This window comes from Oceanicaulis sp. HTCC2633, from assembly GCF_000152745.1.
GTDB lineage: Bacteria > Pseudomonadota > Alphaproteobacteria > Caulobacterales > Maricaulaceae > Oceanicaulis.
The window spans coordinates 1,649,265-1,667,852 of record NZ_CH672428.1; the positions used below are offsets into that span (position 1 = coordinate 1,649,265).

23 protein-coding genes are annotated in these 18,588 nt (G+C 64.4%); 11 read left to right on the forward strand and 12 right to left on the reverse strand.

The annotated features are described in order from the left end of the window. Nucleotides 1-40: 40 nt before the first annotated feature. Nucleotides 41-916, reverse strand: a complete 876-nt coding sequence (locus tag OA2633_RS07850) for an EamA family transporter (protein WP_009801987.1) — start codon at nucleotides 914-916, stop codon at nucleotides 41-43. A gap of 80 nt (nucleotides 917-996) precedes the next feature. On the opposite strand from OA2633_RS07850, the gene OA2633_RS07855 reads away from it, so the two are divergent. The 4 genes from OA2633_RS07855 to OA2633_RS07870 all read left to right on the forward strand — a co-directional run bounded on the left by OA2633_RS07855 (nucleotide 997) and on the right by OA2633_RS07870 (nucleotide 3,896). Further along, nucleotides 997-1,497 carry a MarR family transcriptional regulator gene (locus OA2633_RS07855; RefSeq protein ID WP_040613281.1) on the forward strand — a complete coding sequence of 167 codons (501 nt, stop codon included), beginning with the start codon at nucleotides 997-999 and terminating at the stop codon, nucleotides 1,495-1,497. A 111-nt stretch (nucleotides 1,498-1,608) separates the two neighbouring features. Beyond that, nucleotides 1,609-2,607: an alpha/beta hydrolase gene (locus OA2633_RS07860; protein ID WP_083783240.1), complete on the forward strand. Its 999-nt coding sequence runs from the start codon at nucleotides 1,609-1,611 to the stop codon at nucleotides 2,605-2,607. 9 nt (nucleotides 2,608-2,616) lie between these two features. Then, the gene (locus OA2633_RS07865) at nucleotides 2,617-3,237 is read left to right on the forward strand and encodes a class I SAM-dependent methyltransferase (RefSeq protein ID WP_009801990.1); all 621 of its coding nucleotides are present in this window, start codon (nucleotides 2,617-2,619) and stop codon (nucleotides 3,235-3,237) included. Nucleotides 3,238-3,389: 152 nt separating this feature from the next. Further along, the gene (locus tag OA2633_RS07870; protein ID WP_009801991.1) at nucleotides 3,390-3,896 is read left to right on the forward strand and encodes a DinB family protein; all 507 of its coding nucleotides are present in this window, start codon (nucleotides 3,390-3,392) and stop codon (nucleotides 3,894-3,896) included. Here OA2633_RS07870 and OA2633_RS15345 read toward each other — a convergent pair. Next, nucleotides 3,893-4,294, reverse strand: a complete 402-nt coding sequence (locus OA2633_RS15345; RefSeq protein WP_009801992.1) for a DUF1499 domain-containing protein — start codon at nucleotides 4,292-4,294, stop codon at nucleotides 3,893-3,895. The two genes, OA2633_RS07870 and OA2633_RS15345, sit on opposite strands and share 4 nt — an antisense overlap. 119 nt (nucleotides 4,295-4,413) lie before the next feature. Here OA2633_RS15345 and OA2633_RS07880 point away from each other — a divergent pair, with 119 nt between their 5' ends. After that, on the forward strand, nucleotides 4,414-5,361 hold the full coding sequence (locus OA2633_RS07880; RefSeq protein ID WP_009801993.1) for an ABC transporter ATP-binding protein: 948 nt from the start codon (nucleotides 4,414-4,416) through the stop codon (nucleotides 5,359-5,361). 2 nt (nucleotides 5,362-5,363) lie between these two features. Continuing rightward, nucleotides 5,364-6,833 (forward strand): ABC transporter permease, encoded by a 1,470-nt coding sequence (locus OA2633_RS07885; RefSeq protein WP_009801994.1) that lies wholly within the window; start codon nucleotides 5,364-5,366, stop codon nucleotides 6,831-6,833. Nucleotides 6,834-6,958: 125 nt separating this feature from the next. Here OA2633_RS07885 and rpsU read toward each other — a convergent pair whose 3' ends face one another. Further along, nucleotides 6,959-7,264, reverse strand: coding sequence for a 30S ribosomal protein S21 (rpsU, locus tag OA2633_RS07890; protein ID WP_009801995.1), 306 nt, complete (start codon nucleotides 7,262-7,264; stop codon nucleotides 6,959-6,961). A 141-nt stretch (nucleotides 7,265-7,405) separates the two neighbouring features. Here rpsU and OA2633_RS07895 point away from each other — a divergent pair, with 141 nt between their 5' ends. Continuing rightward, nucleotides 7,406-8,080, forward strand: coding sequence for a COQ9 family protein (locus OA2633_RS07895; protein WP_009801996.1), 675 nt, complete (start codon nucleotides 7,406-7,408; stop codon nucleotides 8,078-8,080). A 6-nt stretch (nucleotides 8,081-8,086) separates the two neighbouring features. Here the strand turns inward: OA2633_RS07895 and OA2633_RS07900 are convergent, their stop codons facing one another. The 3 genes from OA2633_RS07900 to arsH form a co-directional block, all read right to left on the reverse strand. Continuing rightward, entirely contained in the window at nucleotides 8,087-9,160 is a 1,074-nt protein-coding gene (locus tag OA2633_RS07900; protein ID WP_009801997.1) for a 5-(carboxyamino)imidazole ribonucleotide synthase, read from the reverse strand. A 3-nt stretch (nucleotides 9,161-9,163) separates the two neighbouring features. Continuing rightward, nucleotides 9,164-9,673 carry a 5-(carboxyamino)imidazole ribonucleotide mutase gene (gene purE, locus OA2633_RS07905; protein WP_009801998.1) on the reverse strand — a complete coding sequence of 170 codons (510 nt, stop codon included), beginning with the start codon at nucleotides 9,671-9,673 and terminating at the stop codon, nucleotides 9,164-9,166. Nucleotides 9,674-9,761: 88 nt separating this feature from the next. Further along, complete coding sequence (arsH, locus tag OA2633_RS07910) at nucleotides 9,762-10,463, reverse strand: arsenical resistance protein ArsH (protein WP_009801999.1); 702 nt, start codon at nucleotides 10,461-10,463, stop codon at nucleotides 9,762-9,764. A gap of 228 nt (nucleotides 10,464-10,691) precedes the next feature. Here arsH and OA2633_RS07915 point away from each other — a divergent pair, with 228 nt between their 5' ends. Continuing rightward, nucleotides 10,692-11,423 (forward strand): GGDEF domain-containing protein, encoded by a 732-nt coding sequence (locus OA2633_RS07915; protein WP_040612548.1) that lies wholly within the window; start codon nucleotides 10,692-10,694, stop codon nucleotides 11,421-11,423. A 10-nt stretch (nucleotides 11,424-11,433) separates the two neighbouring features. On the opposite strand, the gene OA2633_RS07920 is transcribed toward OA2633_RS07915, so the two are convergent. From OA2633_RS07920 to OA2633_RS07930, 3 genes are all read right to left on the reverse strand, one after another. Further along, the gene (locus OA2633_RS07920) at nucleotides 11,434-11,643 is read right to left on the reverse strand and encodes a YdcH family protein (RefSeq protein ID WP_009802001.1); all 210 of its coding nucleotides are present in this window, start codon (nucleotides 11,641-11,643) and stop codon (nucleotides 11,434-11,436) included. A 121-nt stretch (nucleotides 11,644-11,764) separates the two neighbouring features. Beyond that, the gene (locus OA2633_RS15350; protein WP_009802002.1) at nucleotides 11,765-12,250 is read right to left on the reverse strand and encodes a TIGR02444 family protein; all 486 of its coding nucleotides are present in this window, start codon (nucleotides 12,248-12,250) and stop codon (nucleotides 11,765-11,767) included. Next, a complete protein-coding gene (locus OA2633_RS07930; RefSeq protein WP_292979982.1) occupies nucleotides 12,247-12,834 on the reverse strand; it encodes a UbiX family flavin prenyltransferase in 588 nt (195 codons plus the stop codon). The genes OA2633_RS15350 and OA2633_RS07930 overlap by 4 nt, the downstream gene beginning before the upstream one ends. Nucleotides 12,835-12,958: 124 nt before the next feature. On the opposite strand from OA2633_RS07930, the gene OA2633_RS07935 reads away from it, so the two are divergent. From OA2633_RS07935 to OA2633_RS07945, 3 genes are all read left to right on the forward strand, one after another. Beyond that, a complete protein-coding gene (locus OA2633_RS07935; RefSeq protein WP_009802004.1) occupies nucleotides 12,959-13,129 on the forward strand; it encodes a DUF465 domain-containing protein in 171 nt (56 codons plus the stop codon). Nucleotides 13,130-13,213: 84 nt separating this feature from the next. Further along, on the forward strand, nucleotides 13,214-14,080 hold the full coding sequence (locus OA2633_RS07940) for a tetratricopeptide repeat protein (RefSeq protein ID WP_156776188.1): 867 nt from the start codon (nucleotides 13,214-13,216) through the stop codon (nucleotides 14,078-14,080). A gap of 88 nt (nucleotides 14,081-14,168) precedes the next feature. Beyond that, nucleotides 14,169-14,987 (forward strand): SDR family NAD(P)-dependent oxidoreductase, encoded by an 819-nt coding sequence (locus OA2633_RS07945; protein WP_009802006.1) that lies wholly within the window; start codon nucleotides 14,169-14,171, stop codon nucleotides 14,985-14,987. On the opposite strand, the gene OA2633_RS07950 is transcribed toward OA2633_RS07945, so the two are convergent. Genes OA2633_RS07950 through OA2633_RS07960 form a run of 3 tightly spaced genes read right to left on the reverse strand, consistent with a single transcriptional unit; the run spans nucleotide 14,984 to nucleotide 18,460 of the window. Next, nucleotides 14,984-15,163 (reverse strand): hypothetical protein, encoded by a 180-nt coding sequence (locus tag OA2633_RS07950; RefSeq protein WP_009802007.1) that lies wholly within the window; start codon nucleotides 15,161-15,163, stop codon nucleotides 14,984-14,986. The genes OA2633_RS07945 and OA2633_RS07950 overlap by 4 nt on opposite strands. Further along, nucleotides 15,160-16,293 (reverse strand): PepSY domain-containing protein, encoded by a 1,134-nt coding sequence (locus OA2633_RS07955; RefSeq protein ID WP_009802008.1) that lies wholly within the window; start codon nucleotides 16,291-16,293, stop codon nucleotides 15,160-15,162. The genes OA2633_RS07950 and OA2633_RS07955 overlap by 4 nt, the downstream gene beginning before the upstream one ends. 10 nt (nucleotides 16,294-16,303) lie before the next feature. Continuing rightward, complete coding sequence (locus tag OA2633_RS07960) at nucleotides 16,304-18,460, reverse strand: TonB-dependent siderophore receptor (protein ID WP_009802009.1); 2,157 nt, start codon at nucleotides 18,458-18,460, stop codon at nucleotides 16,304-16,306. Between the last annotated feature and the right edge of the window lie 128 nt (nucleotides 18,461-18,588).

The following is an 18,588-nucleotide window of genomic DNA, read 5'->3' on the forward strand; positions in this document are numbered from 1 at the left end:
TGAGCGCCCCGCCCGGATCTCCGCGGCGGGGCGTTTTCTTTCAGGCCTTCACACTGACCGGCGCCTGAGCCGGTTTGCCCGAGCCGCCGCCCAGGGCGACACAGCCCATGACGATCAGTGCGCCCAGAATCTGAAGCGGGCTGAGCGCCTGGCCCAGCACGACCCAGCCCAGCAGCACTGCAGTGAGCGGGCTGAGAAAGCCCAGGGGCGTGATCGCCGCCGGCCCCAGTCGGGCAATGCCCCGGAACCATAGACAATAGGTCAAGGCGGCCCCCACCAGACCCAGCCAGACAAAGCCCGCCGCATGCGCCAGCGTGAGCGGCGGCAGAGCCGGCTCAACGAAAAGGGCCACCGGGAGTAGAAGCACGCCGCCTGCGGTCAACTGCCAGCCGGCAAAGGTCAGGGCTGAAACAGGCGGCTGCCAGCGGCGCGTCAGCACGGAGCCCATCGCCATCGCGACGGCGCCTACAAGCGCCGCAACAACGCCCACGCCATCAAGCTGGGCTTCCGGTCCCAGAACCAGCAGGGCGACGCCGCCAATTCCCGCGACCGCCGCGGTCAGATTGCGCGCGGTCAGCGACGTGCTGAGCAACAGGCTGGACAAATAGAGCACGATCAGCGGCTGGATCGCCCCCAGGGTCGCCGCAACGCCGCCCGGCAGGCGATAGGCGGCGATGAAAAGCGCGCTCCAGAACACGGAAAAATTCAGACCGCCCAGCACGAAAAGCCGCCCCAGCCAGCGGACGGGCGGGAGGCTGCGCGTCATCAGCATCAGGAGCAGGCCGGCCGGCAGGGCCCGCAACACTGCCGCTGTGAGCGGATACCCGTCGGGAAGCAGGTTCGTGGTGACCAGATAGCTGGTGCCCCAGATCATTGGCGCGCTGGCGGTAAGGGCGAGATCGAGCGAGCGGGACATGACCGCCTCCTGTTTATCTTGACGTCGAGATAGTTGCTCGCTGTCTTGACGTCAAGATAGATGGCTCTAGTTCTTCGATGATGGATCAAGTCGACCGCATTCTCGCCCAATGGCATGCCGAACGTCCCGATCTCGATGTGGGGCCGATGGGCGTGTTCGGGCGGCTCAAGCGCCTCGCAGACCATCTGCAGGCCGAGATCGGCAGGGTCTATGCCGAGAACGGGCTGACCTTCGCAGCGTTTGACGTGCTCGCGACCCTGCGCCGGGCCGGTCCGCCCTATGCCCTCAGCCCGTCCGATCTCGTGAACTGGACGATGGTCACATCCGGCACGATGACGAACCGCATTGATCGTCTGGAGGAACAGGGCCTGATCGCGCGTCGCCCCAACCCTGAGGATGGCCGCAGCAATGTCGTTGCGCTCACCGATCAGGGCTTCGCGCTGATTGACCGCGTCATCGACGCTCATGTCGCCAACCAGCATCGCCTCATCGCTCAACTCCCAGAGGACTTGCGTGACGGACTTGAAGACGGTCTGCGCGCCTGGCTCGCGAGTTTCGAAACATCCCCTGGGCCGGAGTGAGGCTTTAGCGCCGCACCCGGCATTCTTTCCCGACCTGTCATAGGGCTTGTTGCTGGACTCTGCCCGCCCGCTCCGCCTTTCTGTCACAAACGCCATAGGGGACACGGCGTGATGGGGATGCAAGCAGGGATGGATCGCGCCGCGAGCTGGGGCGAAGCCGTCTGGCGCGTCTGGGAGGATGCGCCGGAACCTGTGAGATATGGGGCCCTGTGTATCATCGCGATCTACGCAATCTGGCTGGTGCTGTTCTTCACCCAGCGCCGCATCCTCTATTTCACCGATCCGACCCGGATCCATCCGTCTGATTGCGAGCTGGACCGCACCGAGGAAACGGAACTCGGAACGCCGGACGGCCACACCCTGATCGTTTGGCGGGCGGATGCGAAGGACGACGCCCTGCCCCACATCCTCTATCTGCATGGCAATCGGCGGGCCTTGTGGCGCCGGGCCCGGTTCTTTCGCCTGTTCATCGCGTCGGGCTGGGGTCTGAGCGCGCTCGCCCATCGCGGCTTTAACGGCTCGACGGGACGGCCCAGCGAACCGGCCAATGTGGCCGACGCCATTCTCGCCTTTGATGCGCTGGTCGCAGAGGGGATCAGGCCCGGGCGGATCGTGGTCTATGGCGAAAGCCTGGGGTCGGGCACGGCGGTGCAGCTGGCCGCAGCGCGCCCTGTGGGCGGGCTGATCCTGCACGCCCCCTATGACAGCTTTCGCGACATTGTCCGCTCGCGCACCGCCTGGCTGCTGCCGCGCGCCATCTTCCGGGAGAGGTACGACTCCATCCGCCAGATCGGACAGGTGAAAGCCCCAGTCCTGTGGCTGCATGGGGACAAGGATCGCATCATTCCGCAGGGGCGCGGACGGCGGCTCTATGACGCCGCCCTGTCGACGAAATACGCGGCCCTTGTGAAGGGGGCGAACCATTTCGGCATCTACACCCAGGCGGTCTTCAACCAGCATGTCCGCTTCTTCGCCGAAGCCTGCGCCAGCCTGAACGGGCAGGGTCGCCCTGGGCCCGAGATGAGCGTCATAGACCCCGTCCTGCCGAAAGAGGACGCCCACCCCGAACTGTCAAAGGGGCGCGTTCCCCTGGCTGGGAAACGGCGCTAGCCTGATCTTATGTCGTTTTACGAAACCCATATCCTGCCCCATCTGATCGGCTGCGCCTGCGGCGCGCCCCAGATCATGAAACAGCGCTCGCTTCTCGTGCCCAAGGCAGAAGGCCGGGTTCTGGAAGTGGGCTTCGGCGCCGGCCCCAATCTCAGCTTCTATGATCCCTCCAGGGTCAGCCGCGTCTTCGCGCTGGAACCGTCCGAAGGCATGCGGCGCAAGGCGCAGAAAGCAATCGCGGACTGTCCTGTGGCTGTCGAGCTGATGGACCTGCCTGGCGAGGCCATCCCGCTCGACGATGACAGCGTGGATACGGTGGTGCTGACCTATACCGCCTGCACCATTCCCGATGTGAACGCCGCCCTGGCCCAGATGCGCCGTGTCCTGAAACCCGGGGGACGCCTCCTGTTTTCCGAGCATGGCCTTGCGCCGGATACCGGCGTCCAACGCTGGCAGAAGATCATCGAACCGGTCTGGAAACCCATTGGCGGCGGCTGTCATCTGACGCGACAACCGGACAAGCTCATCGAGGCGGCCGGTTTTTCCATCGCCGAGATGACAGCGGACTATCTGCCCAAGAGCCCGAAATTTGCGAGCTTCAACTATGCGGGCGTCGCCCTCATACGATAGGCGGGGGTGTCCGCCGCCTTTACAGTTTTATCTTCGGTCAATAACAGGGTGATACGCCTCTGAGGCGTCTGCCGGGCTGGCTCTGCGCCAGACCGGACGTCTACAATGATCCGTGCGCCCGTCTGGTCCGGCGTCTGAATGAGTGATGACACATGGCGATGCTCTACAGCCACCCGTCCCGCATGGCGGCCTATAACACCTGGGCGAATGCACGCCTTTACGATGCGGCCACGGCGCTGACCGATTTCGAGCGCAAGCGGGATGTGAAAGCGTATTTCACCAGCCTGCACGGTACGCTCAATCATCTTCTCACGGCGGACCGGATCTGGCTCAAGCGCCTGACCGGCGAAGGCGAGGCGCCGGCCAAGCTCGACACGGTGCTGTTCGAGCAGTTCTCGGACCTGCGAGAGGCCCGCGAGGTCGAGGACAAGCGGCTGATGGACTATGCCGCGACGGTGAAACCCGAGCAGCTGGACGATATTCTTGAGTATGTGAACACGCGCGGCGAGGCCAAGGCCCTGCCGCTCGGCGTGGTCCTGACCCATGTGTTCAATCACCAGACCCACCATCGCGGTCAGGCGACCCATATCCTGCGCCAGCTGGGCGTGGCCGAGCCGCCCTCCCTCGACCTGCTGTATTTCGCCCTGCCGACGGCCTAGCCGAGCTGCGCGCTCAGCGCGTCGAGCCAGGCCATGATGCGCTTTCGGTTCACGCCGATATCGGAATAGCCGATCACCGCCCGCGAATAGATCGCCAGCGCCGAGCCGCCATCCGTCTCCATGGCCTCGGCCGTGATGTAGTCGGGGAACCGGAACAGTCTTGAGCGCTGCACCAGCTCGACCTGCCCCTCCGTCTCACGCACCAGCGTCACCCGGGGCTGTTCCAGCGCCAGCGCCTTGAAGCGCACCAGCAGGACCTCCGGCTTCACCTTGAAATGCGGGCTGATCTGATCAGGCTGCGCGGAGGCGTCAAAGCCTTCTGGCAGGACCAGCCATCGACGCGGCCGCGCATCCGGTGCGAGTGTCGCAAAATCCAGCGGGAAGGGTCTGTCAGCCATGGCGGTTTTCCTCCTGCGCGATCCCGTCGCGCGCGATTCACCTGACCCCATTCGTAACTGGATTACACGCTCGCATCACCCTAAAGATGAACCAAAGAGTTCGGGGAGCATCCAATCTCATGACTGAGTACGCGCTTGAGGTCGAAGGCCTGAGCAAGACGTTCGGCGGCAAACCGGCCGTACAGGACGTGTCTTTCCAGGCCCGCAAGGGCGAGCTGACGGGCTTTCTGGGCCCGAACGGCGCCGGCAAGACCACAACCCTGCGCATGTCGCTGGGCGTGATCGTTCCAGATAGCGGCGCCGTGAAGCTGTTCGGCCAGGCGCCCAACACGAAGAGCATGGACCGCGTGGGCTTCCTGCCCGAAGAGCGCGGCGTCTATCGCAAGATGACCGCCGAGGCCGTGATCGTGTTCTTCGCCCGGCTGAAGGGCCTGTCTGCGGGCGAGGCCCGCCGCCGGGCGCTGGTCTATCTTGAACGCTTCGGCCTCAAGGAAGCGGCGACCAAGAAGATCAAGGAACTCTCCAAGGGCATGGCCCAGAAGATCCAGATCATCTCCGCCATCATTCACGAGCCGGACTTCATCATCCTCGACGAGCCGTTCTCCGGTCTGGACCCGGTCAACCAGGCCATGCTCGAGCAGGTGATCCGCGAGCAGGCCCAGGCGGGCCGCACCGTGCTGTTCTCCACCCATGTGATGGAGCATGCCGAGCGCCTGTGCGATCGCATTGTGCTGATGGCGCGCGGCCGGAAGGTGTTTGACGGGCGCGTGGACGAAGCGCTGGCGCGCGTGCCCCGGCAAGTCACCCTGGGCGCGTCGGCCGGGTCAAACCTCGCCGAGGTCGTCTCGCCCATGGGCGAGATCGAGACGCTCGCGCCCGACGAGGATGGTTCAGCGAACCTGCTGCTCACGCTCAAGCCGGGCGTGGACGCCCAGGACGTGCTGCGCGCCTGTGTGCAGGCCGGCGTTCCCCTGACCCGCTTCGAGCCCCGCCGTCCCCATCTTCACGACGCCTTTGTCGCCCTTGTGGGCGAGGATGCGGTCGAAACACTCCGTCAGGAGGCCTGATCATGCGCGCCGCCTATCTGATCGCTCGCCGCGAATACCTCTCCTATGTCGCCACCTGGGGCTTCTGGCTCTCGCTGCTGGCCGTACCGATCTTCGCCACGATTGGCGGGGTGACGCCCGCCCTCATCCAGTCCAGCCAGCCGGTGCGCTATTTCAGCGTGATCGACGAGACCGGGCAGCGGCTCGACCAGCTGGTCGAGCAGGCCCGCATCGAAGAACGTCGCGCCCAGGTCCGCGGGGCCATCGAGATGATGGCCCAGGGCGTGGGCGGGGATGAGGCCGCAGAGCGCGCCCTCGCCATCTTTGACGAAGACCCTGACGGGGTCAGCCAGACCGAGGCCGCCTTGCAGTCCGTGGGCCTGTCTGACGCCGCCAGCGCGCTTGAAGCCGGTCGCACCAAGGCCGTCCAGGTCGAACCGCCAGCCCGGACCGCGGACGCATTGCGTCCCTATCTCTCAGGCGATCAGACCATCGAGACCCCTGAAGGCCCCAAACCGCTCTTTGCCGCCTTCTTCATTCGCGAGCATGCCGAAAACGGGCTGGAGGTCGTCTATCTGTCGACCAATCTGACCAATTCCGACCTCCGCGGCGATGTGCGCGACATCATCCGCGCGCACATGCGTGAGCAGGCCCTTGTGAGCGAAGGCCTCGACCCGGACGAGATCGACGCCATTCTCGACATCCGTCCGCTTGTCACCAGCCTGGATGCGCGCAGCGAAGCGGGCGTGGAAGAGGAAGTGACCTTCGCCGACCGCGCCCCCTTCTTCGTGGCGCTCGGCCTGGCGTTCATCCTGTGGATGGCGGTGTTCTCGGTGGCGAACATGCTGCTGACCTCCATGATCGAGGAGAAGGGCGGCAAGATCATCGAGCTGCTGCTGTCCACCGCCCGCCTCGAGGACATCCTGATCGGCAAGCTTCTGGGCGTGGCGGGCGTGTCCGTCACCCTGTTCGCCGTCTGGGGCGGGGTCGGGGTGCTGCTGAGCACGCTGGGCGGCTCGGCCATCGCGGCGCTCGATCCGGACCTTCTGGAGCTCCTCACCTCGGTCTTTGATCCGGGCCTCCTGCTGGCCGGCCTGTTCTTCTTCACCTGCGGCTATCTGATGTATGGCGCGATCTTCCTCGCCATGGGCTCGCTGTGCGACACCCTGCAGGACGCCCAGACGCTGATGGGACCGGTGATCTGGATCCTGATGCTGCCCATGCTGATCATCGTGTTCTCGATCGATGCGCTCGACTCGATGGTCATCCAGATCGGCTCCTGGGTGCCGCTGTGGACGCCTTTCGTGATGATGGCGCGCCTGCCCACCGATCCGCCCCTGTGGGAGCTGCTGAGCGCCTGTGCGCTGATGGTGGTGACCACCCTCATCGTCCTGTGGGGAGCGGCCGCGGTGTTCCGTCAGGGCGCCCTGCGTCAGGCCAATGCGGATTCCGTTCGCAAGCTTCTGAAGATGGGCGGCAAGAAAAAGGCCTGAGGCGATCGCCTCAGGCCTTGAGCCTCGCCTACCGCCCGGCCAGGGCCGACACAGCAAAACCCCGTACGCTGGGCGTACGGGGTTTTTCGTGTCTGCTTAGGAGCGGTTAAGCCCGGCGCAGCGTTCTAGCGGCGACCACCGCCGCGTTTCGGCAGCAGGCCCTCGCGCTGAGCGCGCTTGCGAGCCAGTTTGCGGGCGCGGCGGATCGCCTCGGCCTTCTGGCGCGCTTTCTTTTCAGACGGCTTTTCGTAATGGTTGCGGCGCTTCATCTCGCGGAAAGTGCCTTCCCGCTGCATCTTTTTCTTCAACGCCTTGAGCGCTTGCTCAACGTTGTTATCGCGCACGACGATCTGGACGATGGTAATCTCTCCCTTCGAATAGGTGGTCAAGGCCCGCTCCGGAACTTTGACCGTATAGCTCACGCGAACCAAAGAGCCGCGTGGCTCCACCGTCCGCGCCGGATCGCTTCCAACAGAGGCGGGCGATATACCGGGTCTGGGAGCCCCTGTCCAGCGTAGAGCGCGGCGAAACGCCCCGTGACGTCAGGCCCAGAGCGCACTAAATATACAGCCATGACCGCAAAAGCACAAAACACCGCCCCCTCTCGCGCCCAGCGCGCCCGTGACGCGCTGGTGGACGCCGCCCTGCCCAACGCCGCCTTCGACGGCTGGAGCGAGACCACGCTGACCCGCGCCGCCCAGGACGCCGGACTGAGCGAGGGGGAGGTGCAACTGTATTGCCCTGCAGGGATTCTCGACGTCATCGAGACCTGGACGCGGCGCTGTGACGCCAATGCCCGCGCCGAGATCGAGGCCAATCCCGCCAACCGGATTCGCGACAAGGTCAGCCAGGCGGTGCTGATCCGTCTGGCGCAGTATGAGGGTCATGAAGAGGCCGCCGCCCGCGCCCGGGCGCGACTGCTTTTGCCAGATGGTCTGGATCGCGGCGCCCGGCTCGTCTGGGCCACATCACACATGATCTGGAGCGCGATCGGGGACACAAGCACCGACGCGAACTTCTATTCCAAGCGGGCGATTCTGTCGGGCGTCTACGCCTCAACCTTTGCGATCTGGCTCGAGGACGACAGCGAGGACCGGACGAAGACCGCCGAATTCCTTGATCGCCGCATCGACAATGTCATGCAGTTCGAGAAGGTGAAGGGTCAGGTCAACAAGCTGGCGAAAAACCTGCCCGACCTGCCCGGCTTGATGGGTGATCTGCGTTATGGGTTCAGACGGGCGCGCTAGGCGGCTCTAGAGCGGCCCCAGCACGTTCACATGGCCCATCTTGCGGCCCTCGCGAGTCTCGCGCTTGCCGTAAAGATGCAGCACCGCATTCGGGGTTTTCAGCCAGTCTTCCCAGGCGTCCGCGTCATGGCCGATGAGATTGACCATGCGGGCCGAGGCATGCGGGGCGGGATCGCCCAGCGGCCAGCCTGCGACTGCGCGGATATGCTGCTCGAACTGGCAGACCGTGCAGGCGTCCTGCGTCCAGTGACCGGTATTATGAACCCGCGGCGCGATCTCGTTCACAAGCAATGAGCCGTCCTTGAGCGCAAACAGCTCCATTCCCATCACGCCCACATAATCGAGGGCATCCAGAACCCGCGTCGCCATGCCGAGCGCGGTCGCCCGCGTCTCGTCGCTGACTTGGGCCGGGGCGAGGCTTTCACGCAGGATGCCGTCCGAATGCCGGTTCTCTGACAGCGGGTAGGCGCGCACCGCCCCATCCAGCCCGCGCGCGGCCACGATGGACAGCTCATGGGTGAAGTCGGCGAAGGCTTCGAGGATGGCCGGCTGGCCCTTCATGGCGGCGAGTGCGTCCTCGGCGTCCGCCATCTCGCGGATCACCGCCTGCCCCTTGCCGTCATAGCCGAAGCGGCGGGTTTTCAGGATGGCGGGCAGACCCAGCTCCGAAATCGCGGTCTGCAGTTCCTGAAGCGTGCTTACAGGCCGGAACGCCACCGTCGCAGCGTCATGATCATTGAGGAAGGTCTTTTCGGTCAGACGATCCTGAGCGACGTCCAGCGCCATGGCGCCTGGGCGCAGCGGGGCGTGTTTCGCCGCGGCGGCGGCGGTTTCAGCCGGAACGTTCTCGAACTCATAGGTGACCGCATCCACGCTGGCGGCGAATGTCGCCACAGCGTCGAGATCCTCATAGGCGGCGGTGACGGTCTCGGCGGCGACACGGCTCGCAGGGCAGTCAGGCTCGGGATCGAAGATCACCACATCAAGCCCCATCCGGGCCGCCGACAGGGCCAGCATGCGGCCGAGCTGGCCGCCGCCCAGAATGCCGATCCGCGAGGTCGGCGCCAGCGCTTGGGTCATGGATCAGTCCTCGACCGTTTCCGCCACCGACTCCGTCAGTGACGCCCGATAGGCTTTCAGGCGCTCCATCAGCGCATCGTCAGACAGGCCCACAATGGACGCGGCCATGATGGCGGCGTTCTTCGCGCCCGCCTCGCCGATCGCCAGCGTGCCCACCGGCACGCCGCCGGGCATCTGGACAATGGACAGAAGCGAGTCGAGCCCGGACAGGGCGCGCGATTGCACCGGAACGCCCAGCACCGGCAGATGCGTCATGGACGCCACCATGCCCGGCAGGTGCGCTGCGCCGCCCGCGCCGGCGATGATCACCTGCACGCCGCGATCAGCGGCGGACTTGGAGAACGCCACCAGACGGTCAGGCGTGCGGTGCGCAGAGACAACCTTGGTCTCATAGGATGCGCCCAGCTGATCGAGCAGATCGGCGCCGGCCTTCATCGTCGGCCAGTCCGACCGTGAACCCATGATGATGGAGATGGGAGCAGCTTTGGCGCCGCCCGAAATGCTTTCGCTCATAATAGCCTTGCCTGACAGGCGATTGGAAAGCACGTCAACTTAACCGCGGCGCGCTTTCGGTCAAGCAAAACCCATGACTGCACTGTATTCAGAGCGAACGCTGGTTCACCCGCGCCATCAATTCCTCTGCGCTTTCCTTGCGTTCGGAATACCGGTCCACGAGATAGTCCGCCTGCTCACGGGTCATCAGGGTGAACTTCACCAGCTCTTCCATGACATCGACGATGCGGTCATAGAGCCCGGACGGCTTCATCCGTCCCGCCTCGTCAAACTCCAGAAACGCCTTGGGAATGGAGGACTGGTTAGGGATGGTGATCATGCGCATCCACCGCCCCAGAACCCGCATCTGGTTGAGCGCATTGAAGCTTTGCGAACCGCCCGAGACCTGCATCAGCGCCAGCGTCTTGCCCTGGGTCGGACGCACGGCGCCCATCGCCAGCGGAATCCAGTCGATCTGCGCCTTGAGCACCGCCGTCATCGCGCCATGACGTTCGGGGCTGCACCAGACCATGCCTTCCGACCAGGTCACCAGATCGCGCAGCTCGGCCACCTTCGGGTGGTCCGCCTCGGAGTCATCGGGCAGGGGCAGGCCGTTCGCGTGAAAGATGCGGGTCTCGGCGCCGAACATCTCCAAGAGACGCGCGGCTTCCAGCGCCGCAAACCGTGAGAAGGAGCGCTCGCGCAAGGAGCCGTAGAGCAGCAGGATGCGCGGCTTGTGCGTCATCCGTCGCAAGGGGGCGAGCGCGTCCTGGTTGATCGGCGCAACATGCTCCACGACCAGATTGGGCATGAATGTTTCAGAACGGTCTGACACAGGGCTCTCCAAGGATCGCAGCCAACCCTCATCGAGCCGACATGTCCTCATAATGACCAGGGACGCCCTCATTTCAATAATTCATGACTGCCTGAAATCACAACCCGCCCGTTCAGGCAGACGTCCACCTGGCGAGAATGAACGTTTTTTTTACCACAACCACCGAGGCTTAACGGGCGAGACCAGTCTCATGGAGCCCGCGACATGCGAATTCGATCCGGCGGCCCGCTCGCTGGCGCCGGCCCGGTGGGTCGTCGTGAGGAGACCCCGCGCACGTCTGCTGCGCCCAAGGGGACGAGTGCGCCCACCGATAGCGCGTCCATCATGGGCGTGCCCGAAGCCGAGCTGACCCCGAATGTGCAGCGCGCCCTCCTGTCCCTGATGGGCGAAGTGGACCAGCTGCGACGCGAGACCGAAGCCTTGCGCGGCCGCATTCGTGATCTGGAGAGTCTCGCGGACCGGGACGCCCTGCTTCCGGTCTTCAACCGCCGCGCCTTCTTGCGGGAAGTCTCAAAAGCGCTGGCGTTGGCGGAGCGTCATGGCGCGCCGTCGAGCCTGATCTATATTGATCTCAACGGCTTCAAACAGATCAATGATGAGCATGGCCATGCCGCAGGCGACGCCGCGCTCGAGCAGGTGGCCAACCTGATCACCGATCATGTGCGGGAAACCGATGCGGTCGGCCGGCTGGGCGGGGATGAATTCGGCATCGTGCTGACCCTGACGCCGGAAAGCGCAGCGCGCCAGAAGGCCAACGACCTGTCAAAGGCGATCTCCGACGCCTCGATCACGCATAACGGCAAACCACTCAAGCTCGGCGCCGCATGGGGCGTGCATGCGCTGTCGCATGGCGTTGCGCCTGAAGATGCGCTGGCCGCCGCAGACGCCGCCATGTATGCGCACAAACAGGCCAGCAAGACCCGCGCGACAGGCTAGATCGTCTCGCCTAGGCGATGATGTCGGGGTTCAGAATGTCTTCCAGACGATAGATCTCGTCCTTCAGCGCCAGCTTGCGGCGCTTGAGACGCACGAGCTTGAGCTGGTCGGACACGCCGCACGCCGCCAGAGCCGACACCTCTTCATCCAGGGTGCGGTGTTCGATCTGCAGATCTTCGAGCCTGCGCTTGAGCGCGGTTTCGTCGAACTCGCCGTCCATTGCCGTGACCGACCTCTTCAATCAGACGCAAGCCGGACCCATCCGGCTGAGTGGATTGTCGAAAAAACCTCGGGCGCCAGAGCGTAACGCTTGCGCTCACTTCGTTTCGAGGAGACCCATATTACACATTTTTGGTCGCCTCGAAAACGTTTTCCACAAACGCCCCTGCGCTCGCCGCACTCGAACCGAGCCGGGCGGCGTAATCCTGCAGCCGTTTCAGAGCCAGATCGCGCCGGTCAGAAACGTCTGTTTCCGGGCAGGCATGGGTCAACGCCTCAAGCCCGTGCTGCTCGAGTTTTTCCGCTTCGAGCTCGGCGGCGAGCACGCTCTTGCGCAAGCTCAGGGCGGCCTCTGCATTCACGCCCGCCATCGGATGCTTGAGATGGTCCCGCGCGCTTCGCAGCGGTTTGACCACCTGTGCGCTCCACAGGGCGGACAGCTCCACCGCCTGCCCGAGCGCCGGTCCCGGATCGCGTCCGTTCACACAGGCCCAGATGATCCACAAACCGACATTCACGTCCATGCCGGCCGCCTGCAAGGACAGGCAGGCGGGCTTCACGCCCGCCTGGGCGTACAGCCGGACCGAGAAATTCCAGAAGGCGCTCACCGGTTCGTCCGCGCCTGGGGACGGCGGCCCTGTTCGAGATCCTCACCCCAGCGCCTGGTCGCGTCCCAATCGAGTCCGAACAGATCCAGCGCCCGGCCGACGGACTGGTTGACGATGTCATCCACGCTTTTGGGGTGGGCATAGAACGCGGGCAAGGGAGGCAGGATCACGGCCCCCATCTCGGTCAGCTGGGTCATGGTGCGCAAATGGCCCAGATGAAACGGCGTCTCTCGCACCATCAGCACCAGCAGACGCCGCTCCTTGAGCACCACATCGGCCGCCCGGGTCAGCAGCGAGGACGTGACCCCGGTGGCGATCTCGCTCATCGTGCGCACCGAGCAGGGCGCAATCAGCATGCCGCGGGTCTTGAAGGACCCCGAAGCGATCGAAGCGCCCACATCGGCCTGCTTGTACAGATAATTCGCCCGATCGCGCAGGATCGAGGGCTTCTCTCCCAGCTCGTAGGACAAGGTCATTTCGGCCGCCTTGGAGGCCACCACATGACTTTCCACACCTAATTGCCGGAGCGCCTCGAGAGCGCGCATGGCGTAAATCACGCCCGAAGCGCCAGAAATTCCAACCACGAGCCGATCAGGCGTCACATCCGTCACTGCGAGTTAACTCCGTTAAAATGTCGCAATCGAATTTGAATTGTCAGACCGCGCTATCAAATGGTTCAATGTACGTCCTACAGCAAGGGAGGCATTGATGGCCACTGACGCGCGTATTCGTGAACTGGACGCCCGCCACGACAAACTGGACCACCTGATTGTCGAAGAAATGAAACGCCCTTCCACCGACACCCTGCAGATCGCCTCCCTTAAAAAACAGAAACTTAAACTTAAAGAAGAGATCGAAGCGCTCAGACGACGACAATAACGGCGCGAGCTGCTAGCCTGATTGCAAAGGGCGGACATTACGTCCGCCCTTTTCTTTTGACCCCTGCCGAGATCGAATCCGACCGTGCTTCAACCTGTCCGCCTTCTGACGATTCTTGCAGCAGTCTGCCTGTCCATGGCCGCTGCTGAGGCCCAGTCTCGCGAAGAGATCTGCCCCGACGGTTATGCCGCCCTCTCCGCCAATGACGCCGAAGCGGCCATTGAGGCCTTTGAAGCCTGTCTGGCGGACCAGTTCTATGACTGGCCGCAAGAAGCGGAATTGCGCGCGCGCCTGGGCGCCGCCTACCTGGCCGCGACCCGCTCCGAAGAGGCGCTGATCGCCTACAACCAGATCTTCGCGCTGGTCGAAGCCAATGACGGGGATGTCGACAATCCGCTGATCCGCCGCAATCGCGCCGCCGCCTATCTGCAGCTTGACCGCCCCGAGGACGCGATCACCGATCTCGAGATCGCCCTGGCGCGCATTCCGGAAGACGGTTTCACCGCCGTGCTGGCGGGCTCGGCCTATCTTGATCTTCATCGCCCCGAAGAGGCCGTCGCCGCCTTTGACGCCGCCGTGCGCGCCGAACCCGATTATGCGTCGGCCTGGATCGGGCGCTCGGCCGCCTTCGTCGAGATGGCGCTCACTGAAATGGCGGTCGAGGATGCCCGCGAAGCTGTCGCGCTCGCCCCCGAGGATCCGGGTGCGCTCAATGCGCTGTGCTGGGCGCTGGTGAAGGATGGTCGCGCTGCGGACGGGTTGTCCACCTGCCGGGCCGCGTCCGAGGCTGCGCCCGAGGAAGGCTCGATCACCCATTCGCTCGCTTCTGCGCTCGAGCAGATCGGGGAGACCGAAGAGGCGCGCCGCCTCTTCGCCCTCGCTCACGAGCAGGCCCCGGATGATCCTGAAGTGACCGCTGATTATGAGCGGGTTTTCAACAACACGCCCTGAGCCCTGTCGATGGTGACTGACTGAGCGGTTTACAGAACCGTCCGGCGGCTGTTTGATCGCCGCCGATTTTGGGAAGTGGAGATCTCTCATGGCCGTATCTGATCGCGTGGCCATCATCACCGGCGGCGCCAAGGGCATTGGCGCCGCCTGCGCCCGACGCTTCGTCGAGGAAGGCCTGCGCGTCGTGGTCGCCGATATTGATGATGAGGCGGGCGAAGCGCTGGTGGAGACCCTGAACGCCGGCAAGGAGCGCGCGCTCTTCGTCAGCTGTGATGTCTCCGACAAGCTGGCCGTCGCCAACCTCATGGCCGAGACCCGTTCGGCTTTTGACCGGGTGGACATCCTGATCAACAACGCCGCCACCCTGGCCAAGGGCGATGTGCTGGATCTGTCCTTTGACGACTTCAATGCCGTGATGGACGTCAATCTGCGCGGCGCCTTCCTAGTGGCCAAGGCCGCGTCCAAGCAGATGATCGAGCAGATCGAGGACGAACAGACCCGCGCCGAGGACTGCCGCAAGCGCTACGCCATCATCAATATGAGCTCGGTGAACGCCGTGGTCTCCCTGCCCGACCAGCTTGCCTACACGATGAGCAAGGGCGCGCTGAACCAGATGACCAAGTCCATGGCCTTGGCGCTGGCGCCCTGGGGCGTGCGGGTGAACGCCATCGGGCCGGGCTCGATCAACACCGACATTCTCAAGGCGGTCGCGGATGACCGCGAGGCCATGCAGCGCATCCTGTCGCGCACACCGCTCAACCGTCTCGGCGATCCCGACGAAATCGCAGGCGTCGCCTGGTTCCTCGCCAACAAGGATGCGAGCTACATCACCGGCGAATGCATCTACGCCGATGGCGGGCGTCTGGCGCTCAATTACACGATGAAGCCCGAGGACTACGAGGACTAGGTCCTTGAGCGCGCGCGGACAAAGCGCGCCCAGACCAGGATGGCGAGCGGGCTGAACAGGCCGACCCAGCCCGCCGCATCCCAGACGCCATTTCCGATCAGGGAGAGGACCAGCCCGGCCAGGCTGATCCCGAGGATGACCAGCGGCCAGCCGAAGACGCGCCAGAACCGGCTCATGCCGGAACCTCTGCAGAGCTGCGGCGGGCGCCCCTGAGATAGCCCTTGCGTACGGCCCACAGATACAGCCCGCTGATCAGCACCACGATGGTCAGAAGGTCGAGCAGGGCCCAGAGGATCTTCAGCGGCAGGCCGGCGTAATCGCCAAAATGCAAGGGTTGAGACAGCGCCAGCGCCTTGGCGTACCAGGGCATTTCGCGCAGGCCTGCAACCTCGCCTGTCACCGCATCCACCAGCACCGGCGCAATCAGGTGCTCGGTCAGCGGCGTGTCGCCATGCAGGAAGATGGCGTAGTGGAAGTCCGTCGAGAAGGTCCCGCCCGGAAACGCCACAAACTGCAAGGTCATGTTCGGTGCGGCCTCGATCGCGGCGGTCACCGCCTGATCGAGCGACGCCATCTCATCCGGCGACGGGACAGCGCGATCAGGATACTCGGCGATCAGATCCGCAAGCGCGGCGTCGCGCCAATAGCCGTAGATGACATCGTCGAGAGTGTTGATCACTCCGGTGCCGCCCACAACCATCACCCAGCCCAGCGTGATCACGCCGAGAAGGTTGTGATAGTCGAGCCAGCGGGTGCGCGCGGACCGCTCCAGCCGCAGCATGCCGAACCGGTGTTTGCGCATGAACGGCCAGTAGAGCACCACGCCCGAAAGAACGGCGAGCAGGAAGCTGAGCCCCATGGCGCCCAGAAACAGCTTGCCGGGCAGCCCCAGGAACATGTCGGTATGCAGCTGGACCAGGAAATCCATGATCCCGCCCGCGTCGGCGGGAGCCGCGACGATGGAGCCGTCCGTCTGGTCAAACCGCTCGAACCACATCGCCCCGCCCGGCGCATCCGGCGTCGGCCCGGTGGTGACGTTCACCACGGGGCGGTCGATGTCAAAGCTCATGAAGAGCGGGACTTCGCCCGGTCGGTTTTCCAGCGAGCGATCCAGGATCTGATCGAGATCCAGCATTGGGCCGTCGGGATTGCCCGGCGTGAATTCGGACGGGTTCAGCGCCGCCTCGAACTCGTCATGGAAGATGATCGGCAATCCGGTCACGCACAGCATGAGCAGGAAGAGCGTGCACACCAGGGACGTCCAGGTGTGAATGCCGCTCCAGATCCGGATCGCCGATCGGGACATCTCGCCTCGCCTAGAAGTCGGTGCTCACCGACACGCGAACGGTGCGCGGCTCGCCCTGCACCAGATAGTTCGCGCCCGGATAACCGCCGGTCGAGGCCCAATAGTCGTCATCGAGCAGGTTCTCCACCCGCGCGCGCAGGGCAACCGGATGACCTTGCGCCTCGAAGCTGTAACGCACGCCGGCGTCAAAGCGCGCCCAGGCGGGGATTTCCAGCGTATTGTCCGCGCTGGCGTACTGCTCGCCGGTATAGATCACGCGCCCTTCGAGAACGAGACCCGGCAGGAAGCTGGCGTCCCATTCCGCGTTGAAGCTGGCCTGGAATTCCGGCACGCCCACAGCCGCATTGCCTTCATTGAGACCGCCCTGGGTTCTGGCCTGCTCGGACTCAAGCCAGGTCGCGCCACCGATCAGGCGCAGGCCTTCGACCGGTTCGCCGAACACCGTCAGCTCGGCGCCGCGGGTGCGCTGCTCGCCATCATCGGTGAAGCGGTCGCCCACCACGATGGCGTTCGGCTGGGTCAGCTCGAACAGGTTCGCAGTGACGCCGTAATTGCCGCCGTCATACTTGATGCCCGCTTCCATCTGCTCGCCGCGGAAGGGAGAGAGCACCTCGCCGGCGTTGACGATCACGACGCCGCCCGAGCTTGCGGGCGCGATCTGGCCCGGCTGCAGGCTTTCGGCATAGTTGGCGTAGAGCGAGACGGCGTCAGAGGCGCGATAGACCACGCCAAGGGCCGGGGTGATCGCATCATCATCATACGCGCTCAGCTCGGCTCCGGTGTTGTAGTCAAAGCTCGCCGTGTCGATGGTCTGCCAGCGCAGCCCCAGGGTCGCGAGCACCCGGCCGTCCAGAAGGCTCATCGTGTCGGCGAGGGCGAAACTCGAATTGGTCACTTCTTCCGTCTTGCCCGGATCATCGAGATCGCCCCCGACAAAGAAGTCCGCCGCCGGTTGGGGCGCGGCGAAGGGATCGTTCAGATCGCCCGCAAAGCCCGCAAAATTGGAGAACGCGTAGGCATTGTCGGACTCGCTGTGAATGCCGGAGACAGACGCCACCAGACGGTGACCGATCTCGCCGGTCCAGACATCGGCGCGCAGGCCGGCATCGGCGCTGATCACCTGATCCACGCGCGCATTGTCAAAGCGATAGGCCGAAGTGACGCCGGACGCCCCCGCACTCGGATTGGCGAGCACGTTTTCCTCTTCCCCGTCGCGGGCGCCCACGGCCAGCCAGCCCGTGACGACATCGCTGAAATCCATCTCGGCCCGCACGACGCCGAACAGCTGCTGCTCGTCGGTATAGGTCCAGGGTTGGGCGTAGTTCACATCCGCATCCGGCACGGACGGAATGGCGCCCAGCGGGGTCACTTGCGGACGCGGCGCGTCAATATGGTGGTCCTGCCAGCCTAGGTCCGCAGACAGGCGGATGCGATCGGTTTCATAGCTCAGCCCCAGCGTGAAGAGGTTCAGGGAGCGGTCCTGATCCTCGATGGCGGTCTCGCCATCACGCAGCGCGCCGTTGAAACGCACGCCCAGCTCGTCCTGAGCGCCGAACCGGCGGCTCAGATCGAGCGCGGCATAGCCATGGGAGCGGCCTTCAAAGCCCAGCGTGACGCGCGTGAGATCGTCTTCACCGGCGCGCTTGGGCACCAGGTTGAACGCCCCGCCCACGCCGGAGCCGCCCGGGGCCGCGCCATTCAGGAACGCATTCGCGCCAGAGAACACTTCAACGCGCTCGACCAGTTCAGCCGCCACATACTGGCGCGGCAGGATGCCGTAGACGCCGTTCAGCGTCATGTCATCGGAATAGACCGGGAAGCCGCGGACGACATAGAGCTCCTGGAAGTTCCCGAAGCCCTTGGCCAGACGCACTTGCGGATTGTTGGCGAGGACGTCGCCAATGCCCCGCGCCTGCTGGTTCTCGATCAGCTCAGCGGTGTAGGCGGTGGTGGTGAAAGGGGAGTCCAGGAAATCGACATTGCCCAGCAGACCGTTGCGGGCGCCGCGCGCCACCTGACCGCCCTCGAACACCTGATTGAGCTCCACCTGAGAGCCGGTGACGATGATGACGTCCTGTGCATCATCGGCAGTCTGGGCGGAGGCGGGAGCGCAGAGCACAAGCGCAGACAGCGCGACGCCGCCCATCAGGGCATGGAGCTTGAACATGGGAAGACCCTTCGCAGGCTTGATTGATTTTGAGAGTGATTATCAATCAAAGAAGAGCGGGTCAATTCTTCTGCACGGCTGCGCCTGCCGCAAACAGGAAAGCCCGGCCTGAACAGCCGGGCTTTCGA